General features: G+C 65.5%; 23 protein-coding genes. 10 read left to right on the forward strand and 13 right to left on the reverse strand.

The window, feature by feature from the left end; all coding sequences use genetic code 11:
* The first annotated feature begins 4 nt into the window (after positions 1-4).
* The 5 genes from B0G83_RS03030 to B0G83_RS03055 all read left to right on the forward strand — a co-directional run bounded on the left by B0G83_RS03030 (position 5) and on the right by B0G83_RS03055 (position 5,675).
* Positions 5-1,330: an MFS transporter gene (locus tag B0G83_RS03030; protein ID WP_105505922.1), complete on the forward strand. Its 1,326-nt coding sequence runs from the start codon at positions 5-7 to the stop codon at positions 1,328-1,330.
* A 20-nt stretch (positions 1,331-1,350) separates the two neighbouring features.
* Complete coding sequence (locus B0G83_RS03035) at positions 1,351-2,028, forward strand: response regulator transcription factor (RefSeq protein WP_105506563.1); 678 nt, start codon at positions 1,351-1,353, stop codon at positions 2,026-2,028.
* Complete coding sequence (locus tag B0G83_RS03040) at positions 2,018-3,382, forward strand: sensor histidine kinase (protein ID WP_105505923.1); 1,365 nt, start codon at positions 2,018-2,020, stop codon at positions 3,380-3,382. Before B0G83_RS03035 ends, B0G83_RS03040 begins: the two co-directional genes overlap by 11 nt.
* A gap of 134 nt (positions 3,383-3,516) precedes the next feature.
* Positions 3,517-4,434 carry a hypothetical protein gene (locus B0G83_RS38020; protein ID WP_146120146.1) on the forward strand — a complete coding sequence of 306 codons (918 nt, stop codon included), beginning with the start codon at positions 3,517-3,519 and terminating at the stop codon, positions 4,432-4,434.
* Between the two features lie 422 nt (positions 4,435-4,856).
* Complete coding sequence (locus tag B0G83_RS03055; RefSeq protein ID WP_146120147.1) at positions 4,857-5,675, forward strand: hypothetical protein; 819 nt, start codon at positions 4,857-4,859, stop codon at positions 5,673-5,675.
* Positions 5,676-5,720: 45 nt separating this feature from the next.
* On the opposite strand, the gene B0G83_RS03060 is transcribed toward B0G83_RS03055, so the two are convergent.
* Positions 5,721-6,398, reverse strand: a complete 678-nt coding sequence (locus tag B0G83_RS03060; protein WP_105505927.1) for a DUF5074 domain-containing protein — start codon at positions 6,396-6,398, stop codon at positions 5,721-5,723.
* 9 nt (positions 6,399-6,407) lie between these two features.
* On the reverse strand, positions 6,408-7,631 hold the full coding sequence (locus B0G83_RS03065; protein WP_105505928.1) for a helix-turn-helix domain-containing protein: 1,224 nt from the start codon (positions 7,629-7,631) through the stop codon (positions 6,408-6,410).
* Positions 7,632-7,792: 161 nt separating this feature from the next.
* Between B0G83_RS03065 and B0G83_RS03070 the strand changes: the two genes are divergently transcribed.
* Positions 7,793-8,560, forward strand: coding sequence for a DUF899 domain-containing protein (locus B0G83_RS03070; RefSeq protein WP_105505929.1), 768 nt, complete (start codon positions 7,793-7,795; stop codon positions 8,558-8,560).
* A gap of 29 nt (positions 8,561-8,589) precedes the next feature.
* Complete coding sequence (locus B0G83_RS03075) at positions 8,590-9,468, forward strand: DUF2182 domain-containing protein (RefSeq protein ID WP_258167660.1); 879 nt, start codon at positions 8,590-8,592, stop codon at positions 9,466-9,468.
* A gap of 24 nt (positions 9,469-9,492) precedes the next feature.
* Here B0G83_RS03075 and B0G83_RS03080 read toward each other — a convergent pair whose 3' ends face one another.
* The 4 genes from B0G83_RS03080 to B0G83_RS03095 are packed head-to-tail and all read right to left on the reverse strand — an operon-like array spanning position 9,493 to position 14,449.
* The gene (locus B0G83_RS03080; RefSeq protein WP_105505930.1) at positions 9,493-11,076 is read right to left on the reverse strand and encodes a TolC family protein; all 1,584 of its coding nucleotides are present in this window, start codon (positions 11,074-11,076) and stop codon (positions 9,493-9,495) included.
* Positions 11,063-13,102 carry an FUSC family protein gene (locus B0G83_RS03085; RefSeq protein ID WP_105505931.1) on the reverse strand — a complete coding sequence of 680 codons (2,040 nt, stop codon included), beginning with the start codon at positions 13,100-13,102 and terminating at the stop codon, positions 11,063-11,065. The genes B0G83_RS03080 and B0G83_RS03085 overlap by 14 nt, the downstream gene beginning before the upstream one ends.
* A complete protein-coding gene (mdtN, locus tag B0G83_RS03090; RefSeq protein WP_105505932.1) occupies positions 13,083-14,132 on the reverse strand; it encodes a multidrug transporter subunit MdtN in 1,050 nt (349 codons plus the stop codon). Before mdtN ends, B0G83_RS03085 begins: the two co-directional genes overlap by 20 nt.
* The gene (locus B0G83_RS03095; protein ID WP_258167661.1) at positions 14,129-14,449 is read right to left on the reverse strand and encodes a hypothetical protein; all 321 of its coding nucleotides are present in this window, start codon (positions 14,447-14,449) and stop codon (positions 14,129-14,131) included. Before B0G83_RS03095 ends, mdtN begins: the two co-directional genes overlap by 4 nt.
* A gap of 335 nt (positions 14,450-14,784) precedes the next feature.
* Here B0G83_RS03095 and B0G83_RS03100 point away from each other — a divergent pair, with 335 nt between their 5' ends.
* Positions 14,785-15,747: a response regulator gene (locus B0G83_RS03100; protein ID WP_105505933.1), complete on the forward strand. Its 963-nt coding sequence runs from the start codon at positions 14,785-14,787 to the stop codon at positions 15,745-15,747.
* A gap of 29 nt (positions 15,748-15,776) precedes the next feature.
* Here B0G83_RS03100 and B0G83_RS03105 read toward each other — a convergent pair whose 3' ends face one another.
* The 5 genes from B0G83_RS03105 to B0G83_RS03125 form a co-directional block, all read right to left on the reverse strand.
* A complete protein-coding gene (locus tag B0G83_RS03105; RefSeq protein WP_105505934.1) occupies positions 15,777-16,757 on the reverse strand; it encodes an alpha/beta hydrolase in 981 nt (326 codons plus the stop codon).
* A gap of 15 nt (positions 16,758-16,772) precedes the next feature.
* Complete coding sequence (locus tag B0G83_RS03110) at positions 16,773-17,258, reverse strand: thioesterase family protein (RefSeq protein WP_105505935.1); 486 nt, start codon at positions 17,256-17,258, stop codon at positions 16,773-16,775.
* Between the two features lie 92 nt (positions 17,259-17,350).
* Positions 17,351-18,316, reverse strand: a complete 966-nt coding sequence (locus B0G83_RS03115; RefSeq protein ID WP_105505936.1) for an L-carnitine dehydrogenase — start codon at positions 18,314-18,316, stop codon at positions 17,351-17,353.
* A 106-nt stretch (positions 18,317-18,422) separates the two neighbouring features.
* The gene (locus tag B0G83_RS03120) at positions 18,423-19,352 is read right to left on the reverse strand and encodes a 3-keto-5-aminohexanoate cleavage protein (protein WP_105505937.1); all 930 of its coding nucleotides are present in this window, start codon (positions 19,350-19,352) and stop codon (positions 18,423-18,425) included.
* 42 nt (positions 19,353-19,394) lie between these two features.
* A complete protein-coding gene (locus tag B0G83_RS03125; RefSeq protein WP_105505938.1) occupies positions 19,395-20,348 on the reverse strand; it encodes a choline ABC transporter substrate-binding protein in 954 nt (317 codons plus the stop codon).
* 421 nt (positions 20,349-20,769) lie between these two features.
* Here B0G83_RS03125 and B0G83_RS03130 point away from each other — a divergent pair, with 421 nt between their 5' ends.
* Together B0G83_RS03130 and B0G83_RS03135 are read left to right on the forward strand one after the other, a co-directional pair.
* Positions 20,770-21,780, forward strand: a complete 1,011-nt coding sequence (locus B0G83_RS03130; RefSeq protein ID WP_105505939.1) for a GlxA family transcriptional regulator — start codon at positions 20,770-20,772, stop codon at positions 21,778-21,780.
* A 146-nt stretch (positions 21,781-21,926) separates the two neighbouring features.
* The gene (locus tag B0G83_RS03135; protein WP_105505940.1) at positions 21,927-22,247 is read left to right on the forward strand and encodes a DUF4148 domain-containing protein; all 321 of its coding nucleotides are present in this window, start codon (positions 21,927-21,929) and stop codon (positions 22,245-22,247) included.
* A 172-nt stretch (positions 22,248-22,419) separates the two neighbouring features.
* Here the strand turns inward: B0G83_RS03135 and gabD are convergent, their stop codons facing one another.
* Positions 22,420-23,880, reverse strand: coding sequence for an NADP-dependent succinate-semialdehyde dehydrogenase (gabD, locus tag B0G83_RS03140; protein ID WP_105505941.1), 1,461 nt, complete (start codon positions 23,878-23,880; stop codon positions 22,420-22,422).
* An 11-nt stretch (positions 23,881-23,891) separates the two neighbouring features.
* Positions 23,892-25,175, reverse strand: a complete 1,284-nt coding sequence (locus tag B0G83_RS03145; RefSeq protein ID WP_105505942.1) for a 4-aminobutyrate--2-oxoglutarate transaminase — start codon at positions 25,173-25,175, stop codon at positions 23,892-23,894.
* Between the last annotated feature and the right edge of the window lie 77 nt (positions 25,176-25,252).

Below are 25,252 nucleotides of genomic sequence, written 5' to 3' on the forward strand. Positions count from 1 at the left end.
CACCATGACATCACCCTCCACGATCGACGCCACGGCGTCCGCCGACGCACCGCCCACGCCGAGGGAATCGCGCGTCAAAGCGGTGTTCCGCGTCACCAGCGGCAACTTCCTCGAGATGTACGACTTCACCGTGTACGGGTACTACGCGGCCGCGATCGCCGCCACGTTCTTTCCGACCGGCAACGAATTCGCGTCGCTGATGCTGGCGTTGTCCGTATTCGGCGCGGGCTTCCTGATGCGTCCCATCGGTGCGCTGGTGCTCGGCGCGTACATCGACCATCATGGCCGTCGCAAGGGCCTGATTCTGTCGCTGACGTTGATGGCGATCGGCACCGCGTGCGTCGCGTTCGTGCCGAGCTACGCGGCGATCGGTCTGCTGGCGCCGGCCGTCGTGCTGTTCGGGCGCTTGCTGCAAGGCTTTTCCGCAGGTGTCGAACTGGGTGGCGTGTCGGTCTATCTGTCCGAGATCGCGACCAAGGGCAATCGCGGCTTCTATTGCTCGTGGCAGTCGGCGAGCCAGCAGGTCGCCGTGGTGTTCGCGGCGTCGCTCGGCGTGGTGTTGAACCGCCTGATTCCGGCTTCGGAAATGAACGCATGGGGCTGGCGCATTCCGTTCGTCGTCGGTTGCATGATCGTGCCGTTCCTGTTCTACGTGCGCCGTTCGCTGCAGGAAACCGAGGAATTCGCGGCGCGCCGGCATCGCCCGAGCATGGGCGAAATCGCCAGATCGATGGTGCAGCACTCGCGCCTGATTCTCGCCGGCATGGGCCTCGTCATCATGACGACCGCGTCGTTTTATCTGATTACCGCGTACACGCCGACCTTCGGCAAGGTCGTGCTCAAGCTGTCCTCGCTCGACGCGCTGCTGGTGACGGTGTGTGTGGGCGTGTCGAACTTCATCTGGCTGCCGATCGCGGGCGCCGTGTCGGACCGTATCGGCCGTCGTCCGGTGCTGCTGGCCTGCACGGTGCTGGCGATTCTGACCGCCTATCCGGTCATGCAATGGATGGTCGGGCAACCGTCGTTCGGGCGTCTGTTGATGGTCGAGCTCTGGCTGTCGGTGCTCTACGCGTGGTACAACGGCGCGATGGTTGTCGCGCTGACGGAATTGATGCCGGCTCATGTGCGCACCACCGGTTTTTCGATGGCGTATAGCCTCGCCACCGTGATCGGCGGATTCACCCCGGCAATCTCGACGTGGCTGATTCATACTACCGGCGATAAGGCTTCGCCGGGCGCGTGGATGTCGTTCGCCGCTGTGTGCGGCGTGGTCGCCACGCTGGTCCTGTACCGTTCCGCGCCGGCACGGGAGCAATACAAGACCGCATGAACGCTTTGGGGATGGAAGGAATGAGGCTACTGCTCGTAGAAGACAATGACCAGCTCGCGCACTGGCTCGCGCGGATTCTGCTCGACGACGGCTTCATGCTCGACCGTGTCAGCGACGGCGAGGCGGCGGAGAGCGCGCTGCGCGCCGTCCCCTACGACGTGGTGCTGCTCGATCTGAATCTGCCGCAACTATCGGGCAAAAGCGTGTTGCGCCGCATGCGCGAGCGCGAGGACACGACGCCGGTGCTGATCCTCACGGCCACCGGCGCCGTCGACGAAAAAGTGGTGCTGCTCGGCGCGGGCGCGGACGACTACATCGTCAAGCCGTTCGACGCGCGCGAACTGGTCGCGCGCGTGAAAGTGCTGGCGCGTCGCCAGGCGCCGTCGCGCTCGAACAAACTCAAATGCGGCAATCTCACCTACGACATGGACCGCTGCCAGTTCGCGGTGGAAGGCGAGCCGCTGGCGCTGACGCCGCGCGAACATGCGGTGCTCGAAGCGCTGATACTGCGCGCCAAGAAGACCGTCGCGAAGACCATGCTCGCGGATTCGCTTAGCAAAGGCGACGCGATGACCAGCGAAGATGCGATCGAAATCTACGTCTCGCGGCTGCGCAAAAAGCTCGAAAAAAGTACCGCGACGATCATCACGTTGCGCGGTCTCGGCTATCTGCTGGAAGACGGCGCCGATGACGAATAGCCTGCGGCTCAGGCTGCTGTTATGGCTGCTGCTGCCGATGACGGTCTACGTGATCGCCGCCGGCCTGATCGCCCACGACAACGCCGCGCGCACCGCGCGGCTGTTGCAGGACGAAGCGCTGCTGTCGTCCGCGCGCGTGATGGCGGGCGACATCGAGTGGAAGAACGGTTATCTGCACGCGGAGATCTCGCCGAGCGCGATCGAGATTCTGAGTTCGCCGGCCGGCGACCGTGTGTATTTCAGTATCCGCGAAGCGGGCGGCGCGACGATCGCGGGCACGTCCGACTTTCCGCAACGCGTGCCCGACGAATCGCCGCTCTGGTACGACGCGACGGTCGGCGGTCATCCGATCCGCGCGGTGTCGCTGATCCGGCCGATGTACGACGCGGGCGCGGTCAAACAGGTGGTGGTGTCGGTAGGCCGCACGCTGCTGCAACGCGACGCCACCGCCGCCGCGCTATGGCAGCCGCAGATGCTGCATTTCGCGAGCATCGTCGGGATTGCCGTGGTGCTGGTCTGCGTCGGCCTGACCTTCGAGCTGCGGCCCTTGATGCGCCTCGCGAACGACATGCTCGCGCGCGCGCCGAACGCGTCGCTGCGGGTGCGCGCCGATCCGCTGCGCAACGAATTGCGGCCGATCGTCAGCGCGTTCAATCAATGCCTCGACATCATCGAACGCAAGACGGCGATGCAGCGGCGCTTCATTGCGGACGCGGCACATCAGTTGCGCACGCCGCTCACGTTGCTCGGCACGCAGTTGCAATACGCGCGTCGCCAGGACGATCTCGCGCAAATCAAGGAGACGTTGCTGGCGATGCATCGCAGCAATCATTCGCTGGTGGCGCTCACCAATCAGTTGCTGCTGCTGGCGCAGGCGGAAGCCGCGGATTACGCCGATTTTCAGGGCGTGCCCGTCGATCTGCGCGCCGTGGCGACCGCAACCATCGAACAGTTGGCGCTGCTTGCCCAGCGTCGCGGCGTCGAGTTGTCGGCGCGGCTCGACGAGGATGCTGAGGTGATGGGCAACGAACCCTTGCTCTCCGTTCTGCTGTTCAATCTGCTCGACAACGCGATCCGCTACACGCCGGCGGACGGTCACGTGGCGCTCGATCTCGCGGCGCACGAAGGACGCTGGGTCGTCACCGTCACCGACGAAGGACCAGGCATCGACGTTGCGTTGCGCGAGCGCGTGTTCGAACCGTTCTTTCGCGCTTCCGGCGAGGAGGGAAGCGGGTTGGGGCTGGCCATCGTGCGGGAAATCGCACGGGCGCACCGCGCGGAAGTGCGGCTCGAAGACGGTGTGGATGGGCGGGGGCTGCGGGCGTCGGTGGTTTTTCCGGCATCGGGGAAGTGAGCGCGGTCCACCGGTTTGCGGGGCATGTCCTCGCGCAGGCATTTATTTACTACCTCGTGATTTGCTAAATCGGTTGTCATGGTGCTGTCCGCGCGTCGGAGCGGGCGTCCTTAACACCGAGACGAGGTAAGTCCATGTTTTCATCGGTCAGTGGTTTCCATTTTCATCCCGAGCCAAGACACGTGCCGGGAGAACCTCATCAACCCGGGCGCTCCGCGCCGTCCGTGTTCCTATCGATTCACGCACCGGGCGTGGATGCCCTTTCAGGCAATGCCGATGCGTCAGCCGGACCGCGCCTGCCGGCGGACTATGTCTCGAAGCCCAGCGGCAAGCTTTATCCGGATCTCGTCCATCCCGGTATCCAGATCGACGACAGAGGTCAACGCTTCATCCATGACGGCGCCAATGCGTACGCAGTTCGTTTCGACCGAGACAATCAGACCGAGCGCGTCTTTCAACCGGATAATCCGGCGAAACCCGGCATTCCCGTGAGGCTTAATGGGGCCGGCGAGTATGAGCGGCACAGAGACGTCGGGCTGAAGGGCGGTTCACCTGGGCGAGAGATTCAGAGCGCTTATAACGTGGCGAAAGGATCGCTTGAGCGGTGCAGGCGCGAGGTGGATGACGCCAAAGTCGTTCTGGAATCGATCGAAAACGAAATCCGCCGGTCGCCAGATTTCAATGCCGACGCGCAGACCAGATTGCAGGCCGCGAATCAGGTCTTGAGGCGGCGCGAGGCCGACCTTCGCGGCGCGGAGGACTACGTCGAAGGCGTACGGCAGCAAGCGCGTCAGCTTCGGCAAAGGACGCAGGACGAACTGACGCGGATGCAGGCGCGTCGGCAGGACGGCGTACGTTCCGAGGCGGCCACGCAGCTCGAAATCAATCTCCTGCAGGTGACGCCGTTTCAGAGCGGCGTGTCCGTGACGGAAGTGCAGGGCAATCTGCGGAGGCGGCAGGATGATCTTCGCCGAGTCCAGGACGCGAATGCGGCGTTGGATCGAAACATCGACCAACTGAATCGCGATCTGGCCGACGTTCCTTACCTCTAGCAAACCGCACTGCCTTGATCGCGGCACCTAGCGCATCAGCAAGTCGATTCCGGTTCGGCGGCTGCGGGTTCATCGGACGGCTGCCGGACCACGCGTCCTATCCGCTATCGCGTTCGCCGCGGAAAACCGGTCCGGGCACGAGGGCGGCGATGGTTTTTCCGGCGGTGGTCACGAGGAAATAGTCGCATGCGTCGCCCGGCCGGCGCATGCACGTCTTGCCGCTACACAGCTACTACCTTTTGATTCAGTGGATCGGTTGTCATGGAGCTGTCCGTGCATCGGCGCGGACGCCACCTGCACTTAACACTGAGACGAGGTAGCGTATGTTTCCTTCCGTCAGCAGTTTCCACGTTCGTCCGGAGTCCGCGCACATTCCGCCGGAACCTCACCAGCCCGAAGCGCCGCGCACCTCGGCGCCGGTTTTGATTCACCTGTCCATCGAGGATGGTCATGCGGATACCGGCAATGCGATGCCTCCACGCGATCTGCCCGCCGCGTACATTGCGCACCCCAGCGGCACGCTCCGTTCCGATCTCGTCCATCCCGGCGTTCAGATCGACGAGAAAGGGCGGCGCTACATTAGCGACGGCAAGCACGCTTACGCGATCCGCTTCGACCGCGATCATCGGACCGAGCGCGTTTACCAGCCGGACAATCCGGCGAAACCGGGCATTCCCGTTCGGCTGAACCAGCACGGCGACTATGAACGGCATGACGAAGTCGGGCTGAAAGGCGGTTCGCTCGGACAGGATCTGACCAGAAAACTCGCTGCGGCGGAACAGCGCCTTGAGCAGGCAAGGACGACCAGACGGCAAGCTCAAAACGAATTGACGGCGATCAATGCGCAAGTCCGGGCGGCCGACGCGCCCAGCGCGAACCTGAGGCAAGCCCAACAGGACGCACAGCGGAGATCGGACGATTCCCGTCTCTCGCTTGCCGTGGCGGAGGGCGGCGTCGAAGGCGTGCGAAGAGAGGTGCAGGCGCTTCGACAGTCGGCTCAGCAGGAGCTCGCCGACAAGCGGAGGCACCGTGAGGACGGGCGGCAACTCGAGCGGACGACGCAGCTCGAAATAGACGTTATCGTAGCCGCGGCCGACGCGGCTCGTCACGCATCGGAGAACACGCTGGATCGTCTGCGGAAGCTGAGGGACGATCTTCGCCGCATCCAGGCCGCGAACAACTCGCTGGATGCAATGATCGGCAACATGACCTACGACCTTAACGACTTTCCCCGCGTCTGACGATCGACATACGCGACGGCGGCGGTGACGGTGGCTAAGGCCCGCTCACGACGCCGGCTCCGACTCGGGCTCGTTCCGCGCGCGTTCGGCCGGCGGCCTCTGGACCACCCGCACTTTTCCGCTATCGCCGCCGCCGCAGAAAAACCGGTCGGCACCGTCGGATTCGAGTCCCGACACGCCGACCCCCTCCGGCAACGCGACGCTCTCCAGCGTTTCGCCCGTCACGGGATCGATGTGCCGCAGTTCGCTCGCGTCGTCCTCCCAGGTGGCGTGCCATAACTCGCCGCCCGCCCAGGTGACGCCGGTCACGAAGCGGTTCGATTGAATCGTGCGGAGAATCGCGCCCGTCTGCGGGTCGATCTGATGGATCTTGCGCTCCCGGTACTGACCGACCCACAGCGAGCCTTCGGCCCAGGCCATGCCCGAATCGGCGCCCGCGCCGCCTGGCGCGGGGATGGTGGCGACCACCTGACCGCTTTGCGGATCGACCTTCTGGATGCGGTCGTCCGCGATCTGATACAGATGCCGGCCGTCGAACGCGGTGCCCGCGTGCGCGGCGACGTCGATCGAACGCAGCGTCTCGCCGCTCGACGGGTCGAGCGAGGTCAGCGTGTCGCCGGTTGCGAGCCACACGCGTTCGCCGTCGTACGTGACGCCATGGACGCGCTCGATGCCCGGAAAAGGTCCGTATTCACGGAGGATGGTGGCATTGGATCGTTTCATGTGGGCATCCTAATCGTCTGGAAACAGCGGTGGGAGTAACAAAGCTGTCGCGAATCCGGGGATGGGCGGCATCATCCAGCGGCGCGCGCGGCCCTGTCCTGTCGATTGCACCTTGCCGGCCGAGGCCAGCGAATCGAGCGCGCGCTGCACCGTGCGCTGGCTCGCGCCGAGCGCCAGCGCGAGCGCGGAGCTGGCCCACGATTCGCCGTCGGCGAGGCAGGCGAGCAGCGCCGCGTGTTGTTCGTCCACCGGCGGCGCGAGTACGGCGACGGCGACAGCCGCATCGCGCGGCGCGAGCGCGAAGCCGCGTGACGTCGCGCGAATGCCTGCCCACGGTTCGAGCAGCGCGCGCAAGCGGCCGATTTCGACCCGCAGACGCGCGCGCTGCGAGTCGTCCGCGTGTTTCGCCCTGAACGCGCGTTCAACCAGCGCGTCGCGCGACACATCGGCGGGCCACGCTTCGGCCAGCGCGCGGGCGAGCGTAAACGGCACCGGCCGGCTCGCGAGCGGGATGGTTGCATCCGCGACTTGCACGACGTGACGGCACGCGTCCACTACGAGCACATTCGAGGCCAGCAACGCTTCGATGTCGTCGAGCAGCAGTTCGCGTGTTGCGCCGCGCGTCTGCAAACGCGCGGCCGGCGTGGTCAACATCGAGGCCGCGTCGTCGACTTCCGCGAGCAGGGCGGGAATGCCGGAAAGCCGCGCGGCGTGCGCGGCGCGCGCGAGGGCCCGGCGTGCCGCCGCGGCCTGCCGGCGGCGCAGCGCGATGCCGGCACTCATCAGTTCGTGGGCCGTCCGCAACGGGGGCGGCAGGGGCGTGGGATCCAGCCGGGCGAGCGCGCGTTCGGCATCGTCGAGGCAGCCGGTCAGCACGAGGCGCCGCACGTCGAGATAACGCGCATGCGCGGCATTCAGGCGGTCGCCGTGCGCTTCGAGCGTGGCGCGCGCGGCGTCGAGCGTGTCGACGGACCAGCGCAGATCGCGCGATGCGAGCGCGATTTCCGCTTCGGCCAGCACGCAACGCGCGCGGGCCAGCGGTGCGTGCGAACCGAACGCGCGTGCTGCACTGCGCACCAGTGCCCTGGCACGCGGCAGGTCGCCGAGTTGCGCCATCGCGATGCCGCGCAGCGCGAGCGCGGGCGCGTCGTCGCGCAACGCGACGTGGTTCAGCGCGCCGAACGGATCGCCTGCCGCGAGCGCGCGCGCCGCGGCCGTGACTAGCGCATCCATTGCCGCTCCGAATCGCGCCACACTTGTCACTCCCCTCGTTCGACGATGGAAGACTAATCTAGCACGACCGACAACCGCCACGCCGGCCGGACTCATCGAAACGTCCGCACCCAATTGCATCATTTAGGGCCCACGGCGCAGGCTTTTCAACGGAGAGAGACATGACCCCATCCCATTCCACCGGCACACGCGAACAATGGCTGGAAGCGCGGCTCAAGCTGCTCGACGCGGAAAAGGCGCTGACGCGCCAGAGCGATGAACTGGTCCGGCAGCGGCAGGCGTTGCCGTGGGTCCGCATCGACAAGACTTATCAGTTCGATACCGGGGAGGGGAGCGCGACGCTTGCCGAACTGTTTCGCGGACGCTCGCAACTGATCGTGTACCACTTCATGTTCGGACCGGACTATAAGGCGGGCTGTCCGTCATGCTCGTCGATCGCGGACGGCTTCGACGGGGTCGTCGTGCATCTGGCGAATCATGACGTGACGCTGTGCGCGATCTCGCGTGCCCCGCTCGCGAAGCTGCTTGCGTACCGGGAGCGGATGGGCTGGACGTTTCCGTGGGTCTCGTCGTACGGCAGCGACTTCAACTTCGACTTCAACATCTCGTTCACGGATGCCGAACAGCGCGAGGGACGCGTCGAATACAACTATCAGCGCGGCGGCCATGCAATGGACGCAGCGCAGGTGCCCGAACCCGTCGCGCAGTTCGCCGCCACGTGCGGCACCGATCCGGCGACCTACACGCAGGACCGCCCAGGCGTCAGCGCGTTCGTGCTCGAAGACGGCGTCGTGTATCACACGTATTCGGCTTACGCGCGTGGCGTGGACGGCATCTGGGCGATGTACCAGTGGCTCGATCGCGCGCCGAAGGGTCGCAACGAAACGGGCGTGTGGTGGAAGCGGCACGACGAGTACGCGGCGCGCTGAGGTTCGTCGTGGACGGCGCGCGCTTGAACGTGGACCGCGATCGAACGTTTTTCGCGGTCGCCGCCGCGCTGTTCGTGGCGAGCGTGACGGCAACGATCGTCATGTGCGCCTCCATGTCCGCGGTCGCGATGGGTGCGATGCCCATGTCTTTGTCGATGCCGATGCCGGGCGGCTGGGCGATGTCGGCGGCATGGCGGCCGATCTGCGGGCAGACATGGGCGGGCGTCGCGACGTCGTTCATCGGCATGTGGACCGTGATGACGATGGCGATGATGCTGCCTTCGCTCGTGCCGATGCTGTGGCATTATCGGCGCTCGTTGACGAACGCGCCAGCGCGTTCACGCGGCGTTTCCACGACGCGTCGCGATGGCCTGACCGCACTCGCCGGCGTCGCTTATTTCGTCGTCTGGATCGCGTTGGGCGGCGTGGTGTTCGTGGCCGGCGCCGTGCTGACCGCGCTGGAAGTGCGCTTTGCCGCGTTCTCGCGCGGCGTGCCGTTCGCGGCCGGCATGGTCGTTCTCGCGGCCGGCGCATGGCAATTCAGCCGCTGGAAAACGCGGCGCCTTGCCGGTTGCCGGCGCGCGTCGGCTTGTGCGACTTTGGCGCCGGTTTCATCGACACCATCGACACCATCGGCGCCGTGGATCGCGTCGCTTTTATCCGCCGATGCCCGTTCAGCCTGGCGGCACGGCGTGCGTCTCGGTCTGCATTGCTGCGACTGCTGCGCGGGTTTTACCGCGATTCTGCTGGTAAGCGGCGTGATGGACTTGCGCGTGATGGCCGCCGTCACGCTCGCGATTTCCGCCGAACGCTTGCTGCCTCGCGGTGACCGCATTGCGCGGGCGAGCGGCGCGCTGGCAGTCGGGCTGGGTTTGATAACGGTCGCCCAGGCAGCGGGATTGGCGTGACGTGACGAAAGCGGCGCGAAGCGCTCACCAGCTTCCCGTCTCCGGAATCGAATCGACCGACCCTGTCGCCAGCGCAAGCGCCGCGGCCGCCGACAATGCGCCGCTGTAACTATCCGCATCGGCATTCTTGGCAACCAGCAGCTGATTCTGCGCGAGCAGCGCGTCCGTGACCGAGCCGACGCCGTGGCGGTAGGCGTCGAACGCGGCGTCGTAAGTGGTCTGCGCGGCGGCGAGCAGGTCTTTTGCGGCGGCCTGGGCGCTCAGGCTCGTCTGCAACGTGTTCTGCGCGGCGACGATCTGCCGGACCGCTTCTTCACGGCTGCGGGCGAGGCGGGTGGTCGCGCTGTCGGCGTCGTTGCGCGCCTGCGCGAGTACCGCCGAACGCAAGCCGCCGTCGTATAGCGGAATCGTGACGCCGACGATCACACTGCCGCCGTAATGACCACCGCTCAGGTTTACGGTCGGCAGTTGCTGACCGATGGCGGGCACCGCCGAGACCGACGAGCTACCGGTGTGGTATGCGCCCGAGGCCGACACGAACACCTTGGGCATGAACTCCGATTCGGCGGCTTTCACCCTCGCGAGGTTGACCCGCTCGGCCGCATAAGCGCTCAATACGTCGGGGCGTCGCGCGATCGCGGACGACACGATCTGTTCGATCGAGTCGTTCATGGTGGCGGGTAGCGCGTGCGTGGGCAGCGTCGCGATTTTCGGCTTCGAGAGAGGCGAGATGCCCATCGCGGAGATCAGCGTCAGATAGCTGTTGCTTTCGGCGCCCTGGGCCTGGACCAGCGCGAGCTTCGCCTGGGCGCGGTTCTGATTGGCCTGCGCGACTTCGATAACGGTGCCGACGCCGTGCTTGTAGCGCGACTGCGCGGCGGCGAGGATCGCTTCGGCGTTGTCGAGCCCTTGCCGCGTCGTATCGATGCGGGCGCGCGCCGCCTGATAGCTGTAGAACGCGACGCTGACGTCGAAGATCACTTGCTGATGGACAGCGGTGAAACCGATGTTGGCGATCACCGAGCCCTGCGATGCCGCTTCGACGCGTGCGGCGCGTCCGCCGAAATCAAACAGCAGCCAGTTCAACGCGAGCACCGAGGTTTCGCCGTGCCCCGACGCGGTCGCCGACGAATCGCCGAGTGCCGAGGTAGAGGAGCCGTGCGCATCGGCGTACAGGCCCATCGCCGCCGCCGACAGTTGCGGAAGGTAGGCGGCCTTCGCGATGCCGGCCGCGAGCGCGGCGTTGCGCGCGTCGTTCCACGCGATGCGGGTCAGCGGATTGGCCGATTCCGCGAGATCGATCAGTTCCGGCAGGCTGTATTCGTGCGCTTGCTCCAGGGCGGGCGGGGGTGGGACGGCGGCGAGCGCGGGATTCGCGGGCAGCGTGTAGCCGCCTGAAGGTGTGGCCGAAGTGGCCGAGGCACCTGACGCGCTTGACGCGCCCGACGCACCCGCCGGCCCCGGCACGATCGCGCCGGAAGCGTCCGTGCGCGGCTGCCAGGGACGGTCCGGACTATCCGGCGCCATGTCCAGCGACGACGTCGCGCAACCGGCCAGACCCGCCGTCGCCAGGATCGCCAGAGCGAAGGGTGCGTTAAACCGGCGCATGAGTCGCAAGGCCTTTCGCTGCATCGTCCGACGCGGCGTGTTCGAGTTGGGTGAGACGTGCTTCGCCGAGTTTCAATAACGCGGCGCGTGTGTCGTCGGGCGTGGGTTCCGGTGGCGCGGGGTGAGCGACTGCCGCTTCTTTACTCGCCACCGCAGCCTGACTGTGCGGCATCTCGCGCGTGATGCGCCGAAGCCAGCTATCGATCGCGACGTCGCCCGGCCGTTGTTCGGCGAGCAGGAACATCGGTCCTTCGAGCGCGCCGAAGCCGGCCAGCACGTCGCGCCGTTCAGCGATCCACTCAGGTTCCGGCCGGACCCACGACGGCTCGTAATGCATCAACGCGAGGTCCTGTTGCACGGCGCCGTATTGCGCCATCGCGCTCGCGGCCTGAGTGCGGCGCGCGCCGCTTTGAGCGGGCGACGTCAGTCGTTGCCACTGCTGCTGCAAGGCGGCGAGCGCGACGTCGACACGGGTGGCGACGCTCACCGGCCAGACTCGCGTGAAGACCAGATAGACGACCACGTTGCCGAGCAGAATGCCGATCGTGCGATCGCGCGCCACCGTCAGATCGAAGGCGGGCGCCGCGCCCTGCACCACGCACAGGAAAAAGGCGAAGGCGATCTGGAAGCCCGCATAGCCGATCCGCGGCGAACCGAACGCAACCCATGCCGCCAGCCAGGCGCCCACCATGACGAGCGCCATCAGGCCGACGATGGAAGTCAGCGCGGGGGTCACGAACACAATCGCCGCCGTGCCGACGAGCGCGCCGACAAGACAGCCGGCGATTCGCAACGTCGACTTCTCGACGGTTTCGGCGGTGGTGCCGAGCGACACGATGTAGACCGTGATGAAACAGGTATGAATACCCGGCCAGTCGATCTGCGAGTAGAGCAGATAGCAGAACAGCGCCGCGATGGTGGTCTTCAGCGCGTAGCGGACGTGATCGGGATCGGTGAAGGCATCGGGGAGGAAGAAACCGGCGGGTTTGGGGGCAGGCGTTGCAGATGTGGGTGCTGGCGCCGATGGCGCCGCGTCACCTTCCTGCGCGGCTTCGACAACGGCGAACCCCGTGATCGCCGTGTGCAGATTGTCGACGACCAGCCGCACGAGCGGCGGCAATGCCGTCGAACCAGGCAGCGCAAGTTCGATCTCCACCGGATACCCGCCGGCGTCTAACATTCGCGCCATATTCTCCAGCGTCTCCGCCAGCGGCGCGGCAAACGTCGCGGGCAAGCGCGCCGACGGTTCGCGAGCCGCCAGATCCGCCGCGACGAGAATCGCCAGCGTCGACGAGACGGCTTGCCGCAGCGCCGGAATATCCGCGCGCGCCGACGAGCCGTCGACCACCGACAGCTTCAGCCACGTCCCGAGTTGCGCCTCGCCGTCACGCAGGCAAGCGGTCAGCGCGGCCCGCGCTGCATCGTCCGGCTCGCTCAGGCCGCGTGCCGCCGCTCGCAAACGCTTCGCCAGCTCGCGGCCGGCCAGCCGTCGCGGCGACGGCGCCAGCACCATGTTCACGCAGATCGACACGCCGACCGGAATCGCGACGAACAGCCACGTATAGAGCAGCGCGCGCGTCGCCACTTCGCCGAACGGCACGCTGCCGAGCTTGTCGAGCCCGAAGCCGACGATCATCGCGAGGGTCGCACCCACTGGCCGCAACTTGCTCGCCGACGTCACGAACAGCAATCCGAACGACAGTCCGGCGATACACGCGACTCGCCACAACGGATCGTCGAGCGCGAAAATCGCCACGCCGAGCACGAGTCCGATCACCAGCGTGACCAGCACCAGCAGCGCGGCGCTGAGCAGCACGCTCGTCACCCGGTCGGGCCGGTTGAGAAAGAACACGATATACGCGGAGAGCGCCGCTTCCGGCGTGCTGTAGGCACTCGCCACGAACACCGTCAGCGCGCAGATCAGCGCGATGCGGGTCGCCATCGCCGCGCGCCCCGGATAAGGCGCGAGCAGCTTCAGAATATCCGCGGCGCCCGGGCGGGCCAGTTCACCGGCAGGCTGCGCCATGCCGGACCTCGACTATCGCGCTCGCGCCGACCCGCACCAGCCGCGCGGCAGGTTCGTCGAGACGCACCCGCACGGGGAACCGCTGGGCGACCCGCACCCAGTTCACCGACTGCTGGACGATCGGCAAGGTGCGCGGCAAGTTGATGCGGTCCGAATCCGCGATGCCGGCGCCGATGCCGACCACCTTGCCGTGGATCGCCTGGCTGCGGTCGATCATCGAATAGACGGTCGCGCAGTCGCCCGGCGCGATGTGCGCCAGCGAGCCTTCGCGGAAGTTCGCGACGGCGAACCATTCGTCGGCGTGAACCAGCGTGAAGATCGATTGGCTCGGCGCCACGGTCTCGCCCGCCAGCACCGACAGGCCGGTCACGTAGCCGTTGTGCGGCGCGCGCACGACGGTGTCGTCGAGGCCGTGCTGGGCCAGCGCGACCGCCGCCTCGCGGGCATGCACCGTGGCGATCGCGTCGGCTTCCTCGCCGATGGTCTGCGCGCTCGCCTGCTTCTGCGCCTGAGCCTGCTGCAGCGACAGCGCGGCGTCGCGCTGCGCGACCTGGGCCTGGTCGAGTTGCTGCTGGGGCACGTAGCCTTTCGCGGCGAGCGGCGCGAGCCGCTGCACGGTGCGCGTGGCCAGTTCGTAGTTGTGGGCGGCTTTGCCGGTCTGGTCGCCGGCAATGGAGGCGTTCGCCCGCTCGCCCACAATCGTCTTGCGACGCGTGTCGAGCGAGGCGCGCGCCAGTTCCAGGTCGGCCTGGGTTTGCGCCAGCGCGAGACGGTAGGGCACCGGGTCGATCTCGAACAGCACGTCGCCCTTCGCGACCCGCTGGTTTTCCTCGACCGGGAGCCGCACGATCCGGCCACCCACCGGCGACGCCACGTGCACGACGTCGGCGTCGATGGTGGCGTCGTCGGTGGAGGGGAAACGGGTGGAGCGGTCATGCGCGTAGTACGCCGCCGCCAGACCGAGCACGACGATCGCGCCCGCGATGACGCGGCCCTTGGACGAGGCTTTGCGCAAGCCGGCGATTTTCATAGGAGCAGTCCTGTTGCCGAAAGCCAGAAAAGAACCGCGACCGTCAGCCCGATGGCCACGCAGACAAAGAGGAGGTACGGAACGGTCCGGGCCCAGCCGGTGGTCAAGAAAATCCGCTGGGCGATCAACGCGCCGACGAGGCCGAGCACCCCGCTCAGCAGCCAGAACGGAAAATACGCGCCGAAGATTTCAAGCGATGGCGCGCCGCGCAGCGCGCATCCCTGCAGGGACAGGCTCGAAGCGGCGACGGCCGCAAGCGTGCGACCATGGTGCAAGCTCGGCTTGCGGGCGCTTCGTTGGTTTGGTTTAAGCAGCATTGCGGCGGGCGATGAGGTGGACGCGTGACGTAAGCAACCGGATCACGCGCACTTTACCAGCGCCGCCGTCGCTTAAGACGTTTTCGTGTACAGGGCGTGTTTGGGTCGCGACCGGCCGTAAGCGGTTTGTCGGCGGGCGGTCCGGGCGCATTTGGTTGGTCCGGTTCGGCACCGGTTATTCGATCGGCATATGGCCGATCGCAAGCCGGCAGGCAAGTTTGTGCCGTGACCCGAAGAGCCCTGTACTATATGGTCCACAGGCACCGGCCCGGCGCCCAGCAGGCATTCCGGCGTGTAGCAGGTGCGCGGCGCGTCAGCATCGTCCCCATGAGCTTATGAACCACTTTATCCGCCCCCCCGTTTCCCATCCGGCCACGGTTGTCTTCGTCGACGACAACGACAGCTACCTCGACGCACTGCGCCGTTTCTTTCCGGATACGACGACCAATCTGTTTTTCTCGCGGCCGCAAACCGCGTTGGCTTTCATTCGCCAGCATGCGCGCGAAAATTCGCTGGAGTTCGCCGCGGCGTCGGCGTGTCTGAGCGAGACCGGGATCGAGCGGCTGGTCGAAACGTCGGCGGAGCGGGATCTGCTCGCGCGCGGCGCGCGCTTCGCGGAGGTGGCGGCGGTTGTGGTGGACTACGACATGCCGGGCATGAGCGGCGTCGAGTTTCTCGCGTCGATCTCGCATTTGCGCTGCGCGAAAGTGCTGCTGACCGGCGTCGCGGATGAAACGGTCGCGGTGAAGGCCTTCAATGCCGGCATCGTGGACTTGTATCTGCGCAAAACCGAGCCCGATTCGGCCAACCGGCTGGTCCATTTTCTGAACGACGCGAAGAGCCGGCACTGTTCGGAAGGCGGTTGGCTGGCGTTGGGCGAAAACGGTTTGACGTACTGCGACCCGCGCACGAAAAAAGTGATCGGCGAGGTGGTGGCCGCGCACGGCATCGTGGAGTACTACTGGCGTCCTGAGCAGAACGCGATTCTGATGTTCGACCGTGCCGGCAACCCGAGCGTGTTCGTCGCGTGGGCGGAGAACGACTGGATCTCGCAGGGCGAAATCGTCGCGGACGAAAGCGGGCCGGCCGAGCTATTGCGGCAAATGGCGGTGCGCGAGGCGATGCCGTTATTCTGGCCGCACCTGGCGTATCGCACCGGCCTGAATTTCCGGTCGCTCACGCCGCAGAAGATTCCCGGCTGGGAAGACGCGTTCTATTGCTGGACGCGGATCGAAGCGGCGGAAGTGGGTATGGACATCGTGACGTATTCGCAGTGGCGCAAGGAGAGCGTCCACTGATTGGGCGTTGAGCGGCTGTCGAGCGGCGGCTAGCGGCTGTGAGCGCTTGAAGCATCCGCGTCGAACACCGGCGCCGCATGCGCGGACAGAAAATCGCACACCTCGCGATGCAGCCTCCGCACACCCGGGCTCGATTCGAGTGCCCGCCAACATCCATGCACGAGCCCGGCGCCGATCCAGAGACGGGCCTCGCCACCTGCCGCGTCGATGCGTTCGACGAACACACGCGCGTCATCCCTTAGCGGATCATGTTCGACCCCAATCGCCAGCGTCGGCGGCAGGCCGTCGAAGCGCGTGCCGTCGAGCGGAATCGTCCATGCCGGGTAGGGCGGGCGCTCTCCCCAATACAGATCGCGAAACGAATGGACGTCGCTCAGCTTGAGCATGGGCGCTTGCGCCTCGGTGTCGCGCGCGGGCGGCTGCGGATCGGTGCCGAGCATCGGATAGACCAGCGCGAGTCCTTGCACGCCGCCAAGGCCGTCGTCGCGCAGACGCATCGCCACGCTGGCGGCGAGCGTGGCGCCCGCGCTGTCGCCGGCGAGTTGCAGCGTCGTGCCGCTGTTCAGATTGAACGGTAGGCGTCGTTCCAGCGCGGCGAGCGTGACGTCGAGACAATCGTCATGGGCGGCCGGCGCGCGGTGTTCGGGAGCCAGCCGGTAATCGACGGCGATGACATCGAGCCCGGTGTCGGCGGCAATGCGCGCGGTGATGAGCTGATGACTGTCCAGCGAGCCGAGCACGAAGCCGCCGCCGTGAAAGTACAACACCGCGCCGTGAGCCGCCTGCTCGCCGCGCGCGCGATGGCGGTAGAGCCGCAGCTTGAGCGGATGACCCGCGCGGGTCTGGAACTCGGCGTCCCTGACGCTCAATTCGTCCGGCAATGCGGGGGTCAGCGTGGCCGCGTAGCGGTCGTAAAGCTCGCGCTGCTCACGCGGCGATAGCGATGTCGTGTGCGCGGGATAAATCGCCACGGCCCGTTCGATGAATGCGGCAATTTGCGGTTCGAGCATGTTGACTCGCTGAATTCAGGTTTTCACCGGCAGGCCGATAACGCGCCCCGCGTATTGCGCCGCGGGCCAGTTGGCATGCGCATCGGCCAATGATCGCACGAGAGCCGCGACGTCCGGGTCGAATGCAACCGCGCGCGGGCCGCTGGTGTCGACGTGAAGCAGCATCTGTTCGCCGGCGGCCACCGGTTCCGCACCGTCGCCCGCGAACATCTCCAGATACAGATGCAGCCGCTTCGCGTCATGCCCGAGTATCCGCATGTCGACGCGAACCGCTGTGCCTTCCTTGATCTCGTGCAGGTAGTTGAGGTGCGCTTCGAGCGTGTAGATCGAGCGGCCGCGCGCTTTGCGCAGCGCGTCGGGCAAACCGATCAGGTCGATCAACGCATCCGTCGCGAAGCTGAAGATCAGCATGTAGAACGCGTCGCGCAAGTGGCCGTTGTAGTCGACCCATTCCGCGCGGACCGAATCGCGATAGCAGGGCAGGGAAGCGGGCTGCGGCATGGGCTAATCGTCTCCGTGGTTCGGTTGAAATGAGTCGGGTTCGGCGCCGCTCAGGCCGCTAATGCGTCGGCGTGAGCGGCGTCTCCCACAGGTCAATCGGCCGGCTGCAAACCATGCCGCGCTTTCGCGTCGCTGATCGCCGCGAGCACGCTCGTGATGCAATCGTCGCGATAACGCTCCAGCTGCTTGATCGAGCGCGGGCCGACCTGTTCCGCCGTGCCGTCCACCACACGATCGATCAACTCGTCCGTGAGCTTCGGCGCCACCAGTTTAGTCCATGGCAGTTCCAGCGCGGGGCCGAACTGCTGCATGAAGTGACGCATGCCGGCGTCGCCGCCCGCGAGCGTGTAGGTGAGGAACGTCCCCATGAACGACCAGCGGATGCCCGCGCCGAAGCGAATCGCGTCGTCGATTTCGCCGGTGGTCGCCACGCCTTCGTTGACCAGATGCAGCGCCTCGCGCCACAGCGCTTCGAGCAGCCGATCGGCAATAAACCCCGGCACTTCCTTGCGAACGAGCAGCGGCCGCATCGACAGCGCGCGGTAAATTTTCAGCGCGGCGTCGATCGTTTCCGGCGCGGTCGCGGCACCGCCCAGCACTTCGACGAGCGGCAACAGATAAACCGGATTGAACGGATGCCCGACAATGCAGCGTTGCGGATGCACTGCCCGCGCGTAAAAATCGCTCGGCAAGAGCCCCGACGTAGATGACGCGATGATCGCATCCGGCTTCGCCGCGCGGCTGATCTGCTCGTGCAGCGCGAGCTTCAGTTCTTCACGTTCGGGCGCGCTTTCCTGAATGAAATCGGCCTGCGCGACGCACGCTTCGATCGTCGCGACGAAGCGCAAGCGTTCCGGCGACGCACCCTCGGCCAGCCCGACGCGTTCAAGCGCCGGCCACGCATTCGCAATGTTCTCGCGCAGCTGTTTTTCCGCACCCGGCGCCGGGTCCCACGCGATCACATCGAGTCCATGCGCCAGCGCACGCGCGACCCAACCGCTGCCGATCACGCCCACGCCGATGGCCGCAAATGTTTTGATATCGACGATCACTGCCATTGCTGAGATTTCCTTTGTCTACGAGTTGCAGAGTTTCGAGGCGAGTTGACGCCGCGAGACGTCGAAGCATGCGTGAGGCGACAAGCATCACGCCCACGCCGCGCCATCACACGTACTGTCCAGCCACACGCCGTTCCAGTTGCCGCTCCCCACGCGCCGGCAAGCCCAGCTTGCGGCGTCCTTCAGCCGGCGTCAGCGCGCGCGCGCCGAGCCGTTCGATGATTTCCACCGCGCGCCGCACCAGCGTGCCGTTGGTTGCGGGCACACCTTTGTCGAGCCAGATGTTGTCTTCGAGCCCCACGCGCACGTGACCGCCGAGCAGCATCGCCTGCGCGACCATCGGCATCTGCATGCGGCCGATTCCGAACCCGGCCCATTGCGCGCCGGGCGGGAGGTTGTCTGCCATTGCTTTCATCGACGTGGTATCGGCGGGCGCGCCCCATGGAATGCCGAGGCAAATCTGGAACAGCGGCGGCGCGTCGAGCAGGCCTTCCTTCAGCAACTGCTTGGCGAACCACAAATGGCCGGTGTCGAAGATCTCCAGTTCCGGCTTCACGCCGAGTGCCTGAATGCGTTGCGCACCGGCGCGAAGTTGCGCGGGCGTTGACACGTAGATGTAATCGCCGTCGCCGAAGTTGAGCGTGCCGCAGTCGAGCGTGCAGATTTCCGGCAGCAATTCCTCGACGTGCGCGAGACGCGTCAGGCCGCCCACCAGATCGGTGTTGGCGCCGAAGCGCATGGGGTCTTCGCCGGGACCGATCTCCAGATCGCCGCCCATGCCCGCCGTCAGGTTGATGATGATGTCGGTGCCCGACGAGCGGATCCGGTCGACCACCTCGCGGTACAACTGCGGATCGCGGCTGCCGCGGCCGGTTTTCGGATCGCGGACGTGGCAGTGGGCGACGGTGGCGCCCGCTTTGGCGGCTTCGATCGCGGCGTCGGCGATCTGTTTCGGTGTGACCGGAATGGCCGGATGTTTGCCGACCGTGTCGCCGGCGCCGGTGACCGCGCAGGTCACGATGACTTCATGATTCATGCGTGCTATTTCCTGTGGATTGAGAGATGCGACTCGTCACGCTCAGAGACCCAGATAGGCCTTTACTGCAGGTAAGCCGTCCTTGCCGTCATAGGTCTTCACGCCGGCCAGCCAGGCGTCGAGTACTTGCGGGTTTTTCTTCAGATACGCCTTCGCGGCGTCGGTGGGTTTTTCCTTGTTCATGACCGACTGCATGACGACGTTTTCCAGTTGCGTCGAAAAGCGCAGATTGCTCACCAGCTTGCCGGCGTTCGGGCAACGCGTCAGAAAGTCGGGGGACGTCAGCGTGTAGACGCGCGCCTCGCCGTCGTTCGGACCGAATACGCCGTCGCTGCCGGTCAGGTATTTCATGTCGATCGTGATGTTCATCGGATGCGGTTCCCAGCCGAGGAACACCACCCATTTCTTCTCGCGGATCGCACGATCCACCGATACGAGCATGCCGGCCTCGCTCGATTCGATGAGCTTGAAACCGCCGAGCCCGAACTGATTGCTGGCGATCATTTTCTGGATCGCCGCGTTCGCACTGCTGCCGGGTTCGATGCCGTAAATCTTGCCGTCGAGCTGATCGCGATGTTTGGCGATATCGGCGAAGGTCTTCAGGCCCGCGTCGTATTCGTAGCTCGGCACCGCGAAGGTGGCCTTGGCGCCGGTGAGATTGGGCGGCTGCAGCACGTTGATCGCCTTCGAATCGATGAACGGGCTGATCGCTTTCTCCTGCACCGGCCACCAGTAGCCGAGCGACACGTCGAGCTGCTTGCTCTTGAGACCCGCGAACGAGATCGGTACGGAAGCGACGGTCGTCACCGGCTGATAACCGAGCCCTTCGAACACGGTCGACGCCAACGCGGTGGTCGACGTGATATCCGTCCAGCCGATGTCGGCGAAATGCACGGCGCGGCAAGCGGCAGGATCTTGCGCGAAAGCGGGTGCACCAGCGGCGATGGCCGCGAAGCCGACGAGATAGGCAAGCAAGGCATTGAGACGTAACTTCATGAGGTTCCCCCTTCTGACACGTTGAACGGCGTGTTTCGAACCGGGCCGAGGCTTGAACGGCGGGCGGTCTTCGGACTGGCGCGACGGCTTGAATGCAGCAACAAACTGGGTGAGACGGGACGGCAGGAATGACGTTACGTTAATGCCCCATATTCCCGCCAAAGCGACCGCGAGCGACCCGTTTTTGCTCTGACGCGACTCCGAGGGAAAACCAGCAGTGCGGGCTAGAACGGGGGCTCTGGCGGCGTTGCAGTGCAACACACTTCACATCGCCTCGCCTCCGGGCGCCTCGCTTCGTCGACTCGCCGCGCGGATTTTTGGCGCGCCTTGCCGGTTCAGGCACTGCTTGCTACGCTCGCCCGAACCCCGCGTGTCGCCCGCGTTTGTCTCCCTGATGGTTCCCTGATCGAGTCTGACCACGATGCCCGAAGATATGTCGTTCCTGCTGCTGCCGGGCTTTTCAGCGATCGGCTTCATGTCGGCGGTGGAACCGTTGCGGGTGGCGAACCGCTTTCGCGACGCGCTGTACCGCTGGCGCATTCTCAGTCTCGACGGTGCGCCGGTCGCGGCCAGCAACGGCATTTCGATCAACGCGGACGCCGCCATCGGCGAGATCGGTGCGGCGCAGACGCTGTTCGTGGTCGCGGGCTTCGAACCGCTTGCCTGCTATAGCCGCGCGCTGGCCGATTCGCTGAAGCGGATCGAGCGGGCCGGCGCGACGCTCGGCGGCATCGACACCGGCAGTTTCATTCTTGCGGAAGCCGGGTTACTGAACGGCACGGACAGTGTGACCGTGCATTGGGAGGCGCTGTCGGCGTTCCGCGAGCGCTATCCGTCACTGGATGCGAGCCAGGAGCTGTTCGAAATCGGCGCGCGACGCATTACGTGCGCGGGCGGCACGGCGTCGATCGACATGATGCTCGACCTGATCGGCCGCAAGCACGGTGCGGCGCTGGCTTCGGCGGTGTCGGAACAATTCGTGGTGAGCCGTATCCGGCAGCGTTCGGATCATCAGCGCATGGAGATCGCCGCGCGTTACGGCGTGCACAATCGCAAGCTGATTCAGGTGATCGGCGTGATGGAACAGCATATGGAAGAGCCGCTGGCGCCCGACCAGCTCGCGCAGGAAATCGGCGTGACACGTCGCCAGCTGGAACGGCTTTTCTGCGCCTCGCTGAAGGACACCCCGACGCATTTCTATCTGCAACTGCGTCTCGCCCGAGCGCGTGAGTTGCTGCAGCAGACCGACATGTCGATCACGTCGATCTGTGTGGCGTGCGGCTTCGAGTCGCCGTCGCATTTTTCGCGGACGTATCGTGCGCGCTTCGGGGCGAGCCCGAGAAGCGACCGGCAGGCGATGGGCGGCAGAAATGCCGCCGAGTCGCCGGTGCCGGATGCGCCGTTGCCTGCCTCCGTGCTTTCAGAAAGCTGACGATTCGGCGATTATCTCGATTTTCACAACACTCAATTGGCACTTTAGGGGTTTACCCTAGGCAACCCGAATCCTACACTTCCTCCATCCGCTGCAGACATCACGCCTCGCAGCGCTAGACAAAAAAATCTCTGGAGGTAGTTATCATGAAGTCGCTGATCGAAGCCGCAGTTATCGCCGCCCTTATCACCGCGCCGCTGGCCGCTTTCGCCCAGTCGAATCAGCGGGTTACGCGCGCTCAGGTGCGTGCTGAACTGGTGCAGCTGGAAAAGGCCGGTTACAACCCGGCAACCGCGAACGACTACGACTACCCGGCCAACATTCAGGCTGCCGAAGCCCGCGTCGCTGCGCAAAATGCACAAACCAGCGGTTATGGTTCGGCCACGAATGGTTCGTCGCAAGCAGGTAGCCGCGCGAGCACCACGCCGAGTTCGTACTCGGCTCCGGTTGCCAACTACGGTCACTAATCGACTGCGGCGCGAATCGACTGCTCGCGCCGGCTCGATACGCACCAAACGCAACAGGCTTGCCTCACCGTAAGGTGACGCAAGCCTGTTTTGCATTCAGCGATTCAACGAAAAAACGGCCATGCCGGATGGTCCGACGTGGCCGCTCTCGATGCTTCAATGATCTTGACGATCAGATCCCGCCGACGCACATATATTTGATGACAACGTAGTCATCGATACCGTAGTGCGATCCCTCGCGGCCCAGTCCCGACTGCTTGACGCCGCCGAACGGCGCGACCTCGTTCGAGATCAGGCCGGTGTTGATCCCGACCATGCCGTATTCGAGCGCTTCGGCAACCCGCCAGACACGGCCGATATCGCGGCTGAAGAAATACGAGGCCAGCCCGAATTCCGTATCGTTGGCGAGTCGAATCACTTCTTCGTCCGACGAGAAACGGAACAGCGGTGCAAGCGGCCCAAAGGTTTCGTCGCGCGCGACCTTCATGGCCGGCGTCACATCGGCGAGCACGGTCGGTTCGAAGAAGCCGTGACCGAGCGCATGACGCTTGCCGCCGGTCACGATACGCGCGCCCTTGGCCAACGCGTCTTCGATATGCGACTCGACCTTCAGCACGGCCGCTTCGTTGATCAGCGGACCTTGTGTGACGCCGTCTTCGGTGCCGCGGCCCACCTTCAGTTGCTCGACGGCGACGCGCAGTTTTTCCGCGAACGCGTCGTACACCTTGTCGTGCACATAGAAGCGATTGGTGCAGACACACGTCTGCCCGCTGTTGCGATACTTCGACGCAATCGCGCCGGCCACCGCCGCATCCAGATCGGCATCGTCGAACACGATAAACGGCGCATTGCCGCCAAGTTCGAGCGACACCTTCTTGACCGTCGGCGCGCACTGCGCCATCAGCAGACGGCCCACCGGCGTCGAACCCGTGAACGACAGTTTGCGCACGATCGGATTGCCGGTCATTTCCGCGCCGATCGCTTTCGGCTCGCCGGTCACGACGTTGAACACGCCGCGCGGCACGCCGGCGCGTTCGGCCAGCACGGCGAGCGCGAGCGCGGACAACGGTGTCGCTTCGGCCGGCTTGACGATAATCGGGCAGCCCGCCGCCAGAGCCGGACCGACCTTGCGGGTAATCATGGCTGCCGGGAAATTCCACGGCGTGATCGCCGCGCAGACGCCGATCGGTTCCTTGGTCACGACAATGCGTTTGTCGCTGGCCGGCGTGGGAATCGTGTCGCCGTTCACGCGCTTGCCTTCCTCGGCGAACCATTCGAGGAACGACGCCGCGTACTGGATCTCGCCCTTGGCTTCGGCGAGCGGCTTGCCTTGTTCCGTGGTGAGGATCTTCGCCAGATCGTCGGCGTTTTCCATCATCAGGTCATGCCATTTGCGCAGGATCACCGCGCGCTGCTTCGCGGTGGTGGCGCGCCATGCGGGCCACGCCGCGTTCGCGGTGTCGATCGCGCGACGCGTTTCCGCCGTGCCCATGCGTGGCACCGTCGCAATGGTTTCGCCGGTGGCGGGGTTCTTCACCTCGAAGGTCGCGCCGTCGTCGGCCCCTTGCCATTCGCCCGCGATATACGCGTGGGTCTTGAGAAGCGTCGGGTCTTTCAATGTCAACGTGTTCATGAGTCTCGTCCTTACGCCGCCACGGCGACGCTGTCCTTGATGACTTCCTCGAGGATCGCCATGGCTTCGTCGAACACAGCGTCCTGGATCGTCAGCGGGAACAGGAAGCGCACCACGTTCGAATACACGCCGCACACCAGCAGCAGCAAACCGCGTTCGAGCGCGCGCGTCTGCACGCGCTTGGTGAAGTCCGCGTCCGGTTCGGTGCCGCCCACCTTGCAGAATTCCACGGCGACCATGCCGCCGGGGCCGCGCACGTCGGCGATTTGCGGCACGTCGCTTTGCAGCGCGATCAGCTTGGCCTTGATGCGATCGCCCAGCAGCGTGGCGCGCTCACACAGCTTTTCTTCGTCGATGATGTCGAGCACCGCGTGCGCGGCGGCCACCGCCAACGGATTGCCCGCGTACGTGCCGCCCAGACCGCCGGGGGCCGCTGCGTCCATCAGGTCGGCGCGGCCGACCACGCCCGACAGCGGCATGCCGCCGGCCAGGCTCTTCGCCATGGTCATCAGGTCAGGCACCACGTCGTAGTGGTTCATGGCAAACAGCTTGCCGGTGCGGGCAAAGCCGGTTTGCACTTCGTCGGCGATCAGCAGAATGCCGTGCTCGTTGCACAGCTTGCGCAGCGCGCGCACGAACTCTGCCGGCGCCGGATAGAAACCGCCTTCGCCCTGAACCGGTTCGAAGATGATCGCGGCCACGCGCTTCGGATCGATATCGGCCTTGAAGAGGAATTCGATCGCCTTCAGCGAATCGGCGGTGGTCACGCCGTGCAGCGGATTCGGGAATGGCGCGTGGAATACGTCCGACGGGAACGGACCGAAGCCGATCTTGTACGGCGCGACCTTACCCGTCAGCGCCATGCCCATCATCGTGCGGCCATGGAAGCCGCCGGTGAACGCGATCACGCCCGGACGGCCGGTTGCGGCGCGGGCGATCTTGATGGCGTTTTCGACGGCTTCGGCGCCGGTCGTGAAGAACGCGGTCTTCTTCGGATAGTCGCCGGGCGCGCGCGCGTTGATCTTCTCGGCCAGTTCGACATACGACGCGTACGGCACGATCTGATACGCGGTGTGCGTGAAGTGATCGAGCTGGTCGCGAATCGCGGCTAGGATCTTCGGATGGCGATGGCCCGTGTTGCACACCGCGATACCCGCGGCGAAGTCGATGAAGCGGCGGCCTTCCACGTCCCACAGCTCCGCGTTCTCCGCGCGCGCGGCGTAGAAATCGCACATCACGCCGACGCCACGCGGGGTGGCGGCGTCTTTGCGGCTCTTCAGTTCGGCATTCTTCATGGTCATCTCCTTGGCTCCTCGGTTTTGCGGGGGTGCCGCTAGCGGACGCCGCGCCCTCAGCGCAGCACATGCAGCGA

Origin of the sequence: Paraburkholderia sp. BL21I4N1 (assembly GCF_002973525.1) — a bacterium.
In the GTDB taxonomy this organism is placed as follows: domain Bacteria; phylum Pseudomonadota; class Gammaproteobacteria; order Burkholderiales; family Burkholderiaceae; genus Paraburkholderia.

What these genes read in the sequence shown, in the direction of transcription:
- B0G83_RS03030 (WP_105505922.1), top strand. Translation starts at nt 5, where the DNA reads ATGACATCACCCTCCACGATCGACGCCACGGCGTCCGCCGACGCACCG.
- B0G83_RS03035 (WP_105506563.1), top strand. Translation starts at nt 1,351, where the DNA reads ATGAGGCTACTGCTCGTAGAAGACAATGACCAGCTCGCGCACTGGCTC.
- B0G83_RS03040 (WP_105505923.1), top strand. Translation starts at nt 2,018, where the DNA reads ATGACGAATAGCCTGCGGCTCAGGCTGCTGTTATGGCTGCTGCTGCCG.
- B0G83_RS38020 (WP_146120146.1), top strand. Translation starts at nt 3,517, where the DNA reads ATGTTTTCATCGGTCAGTGGTTTCCATTTTCATCCCGAGCCAAGACAC.
- B0G83_RS03060 (WP_105505927.1), bottom strand. Translation starts at nt 6,398, where the DNA reads ATGAAACGATCCAATGCCACCATCCTCCGTGAATACGGACCTTTTCCG.
- B0G83_RS03065 (WP_105505928.1), bottom strand. Translation starts at nt 7,631, where the DNA reads ATGGATGCGCTAGTCACGGCCGCGGCGCGCGCGCTCGCGGCAGGCGAT.
- B0G83_RS03070 (WP_105505929.1), top strand. Translation starts at nt 7,793, where the DNA reads ATGACCCCATCCCATTCCACCGGCACACGCGAACAATGGCTGGAAGCG.
- B0G83_RS03080 (WP_105505930.1), bottom strand. Translation starts at nt 11,076, where the DNA reads ATGCGCCGGTTTAACGCACCCTTCGCTCTGGCGATCCTGGCGACGGCG.
- B0G83_RS03085 (WP_105505931.1), bottom strand. Translation starts at nt 13,102, where the DNA reads ATGGCGCAGCCTGCCGGTGAACTGGCCCGCCCGGGCGCCGCGGATATT.
- mdtN (WP_105505932.1), bottom strand. Translation starts at nt 14,132, where the DNA reads ATGAAAATCGCCGGCTTGCGCAAAGCCTCGTCCAAGGGCCGCGTCATC.
- B0G83_RS03095 (WP_258167661.1), bottom strand. Translation starts at nt 14,449, where the DNA reads ATGCTGCTTAAACCAAACCAACGAAGCGCCCGCAAGCCGAGCTTGCAC.
- B0G83_RS03100 (WP_105505933.1), top strand. Translation starts at nt 14,785, where the DNA reads ATGAACCACTTTATCCGCCCCCCCGTTTCCCATCCGGCCACGGTTGTC.
- B0G83_RS03105 (WP_105505934.1), bottom strand. Translation starts at nt 16,757, where the DNA reads ATGCTCGAACCGCAAATTGCCGCATTCATCGAACGGGCCGTGGCGATT.
- B0G83_RS03110 (WP_105505935.1), bottom strand. Translation starts at nt 17,258, where the DNA reads ATGCCGCAGCCCGCTTCCCTGCCCTGCTATCGCGATTCGGTCCGCGCG.
- B0G83_RS03115 (WP_105505936.1), bottom strand. Translation starts at nt 18,316, where the DNA reads ATGGCAGTGATCGTCGATATCAAAACATTTGCGGCCATCGGCGTGGGC.
- B0G83_RS03120 (WP_105505937.1), bottom strand. Translation starts at nt 19,352, where the DNA reads ATGAATCATGAAGTCATCGTGACCTGCGCGGTCACCGGCGCCGGCGAC.
- B0G83_RS03125 (WP_105505938.1), bottom strand. Translation starts at nt 20,348, where the DNA reads ATGAAGTTACGTCTCAATGCCTTGCTTGCCTATCTCGTCGGCTTCGCG.
- B0G83_RS03130 (WP_105505939.1), top strand. Translation starts at nt 20,770, where the DNA reads ATGCCCGAAGATATGTCGTTCCTGCTGCTGCCGGGCTTTTCAGCGATC.
- B0G83_RS03135 (WP_105505940.1), top strand. Translation starts at nt 21,927, where the DNA reads ATGAAGTCGCTGATCGAAGCCGCAGTTATCGCCGCCCTTATCACCGCG.
- gabD (WP_105505941.1), bottom strand. Translation starts at nt 23,880, where the DNA reads ATGAACACGTTGACATTGAAAGACCCGACGCTTCTCAAGACCCACGCG.
- B0G83_RS03145 (WP_105505942.1), bottom strand. Translation starts at nt 25,175, where the DNA reads ATGAAGAATGCCGAACTGAAGAGCCGCAAAGACGCCGCCACCCCGCGT.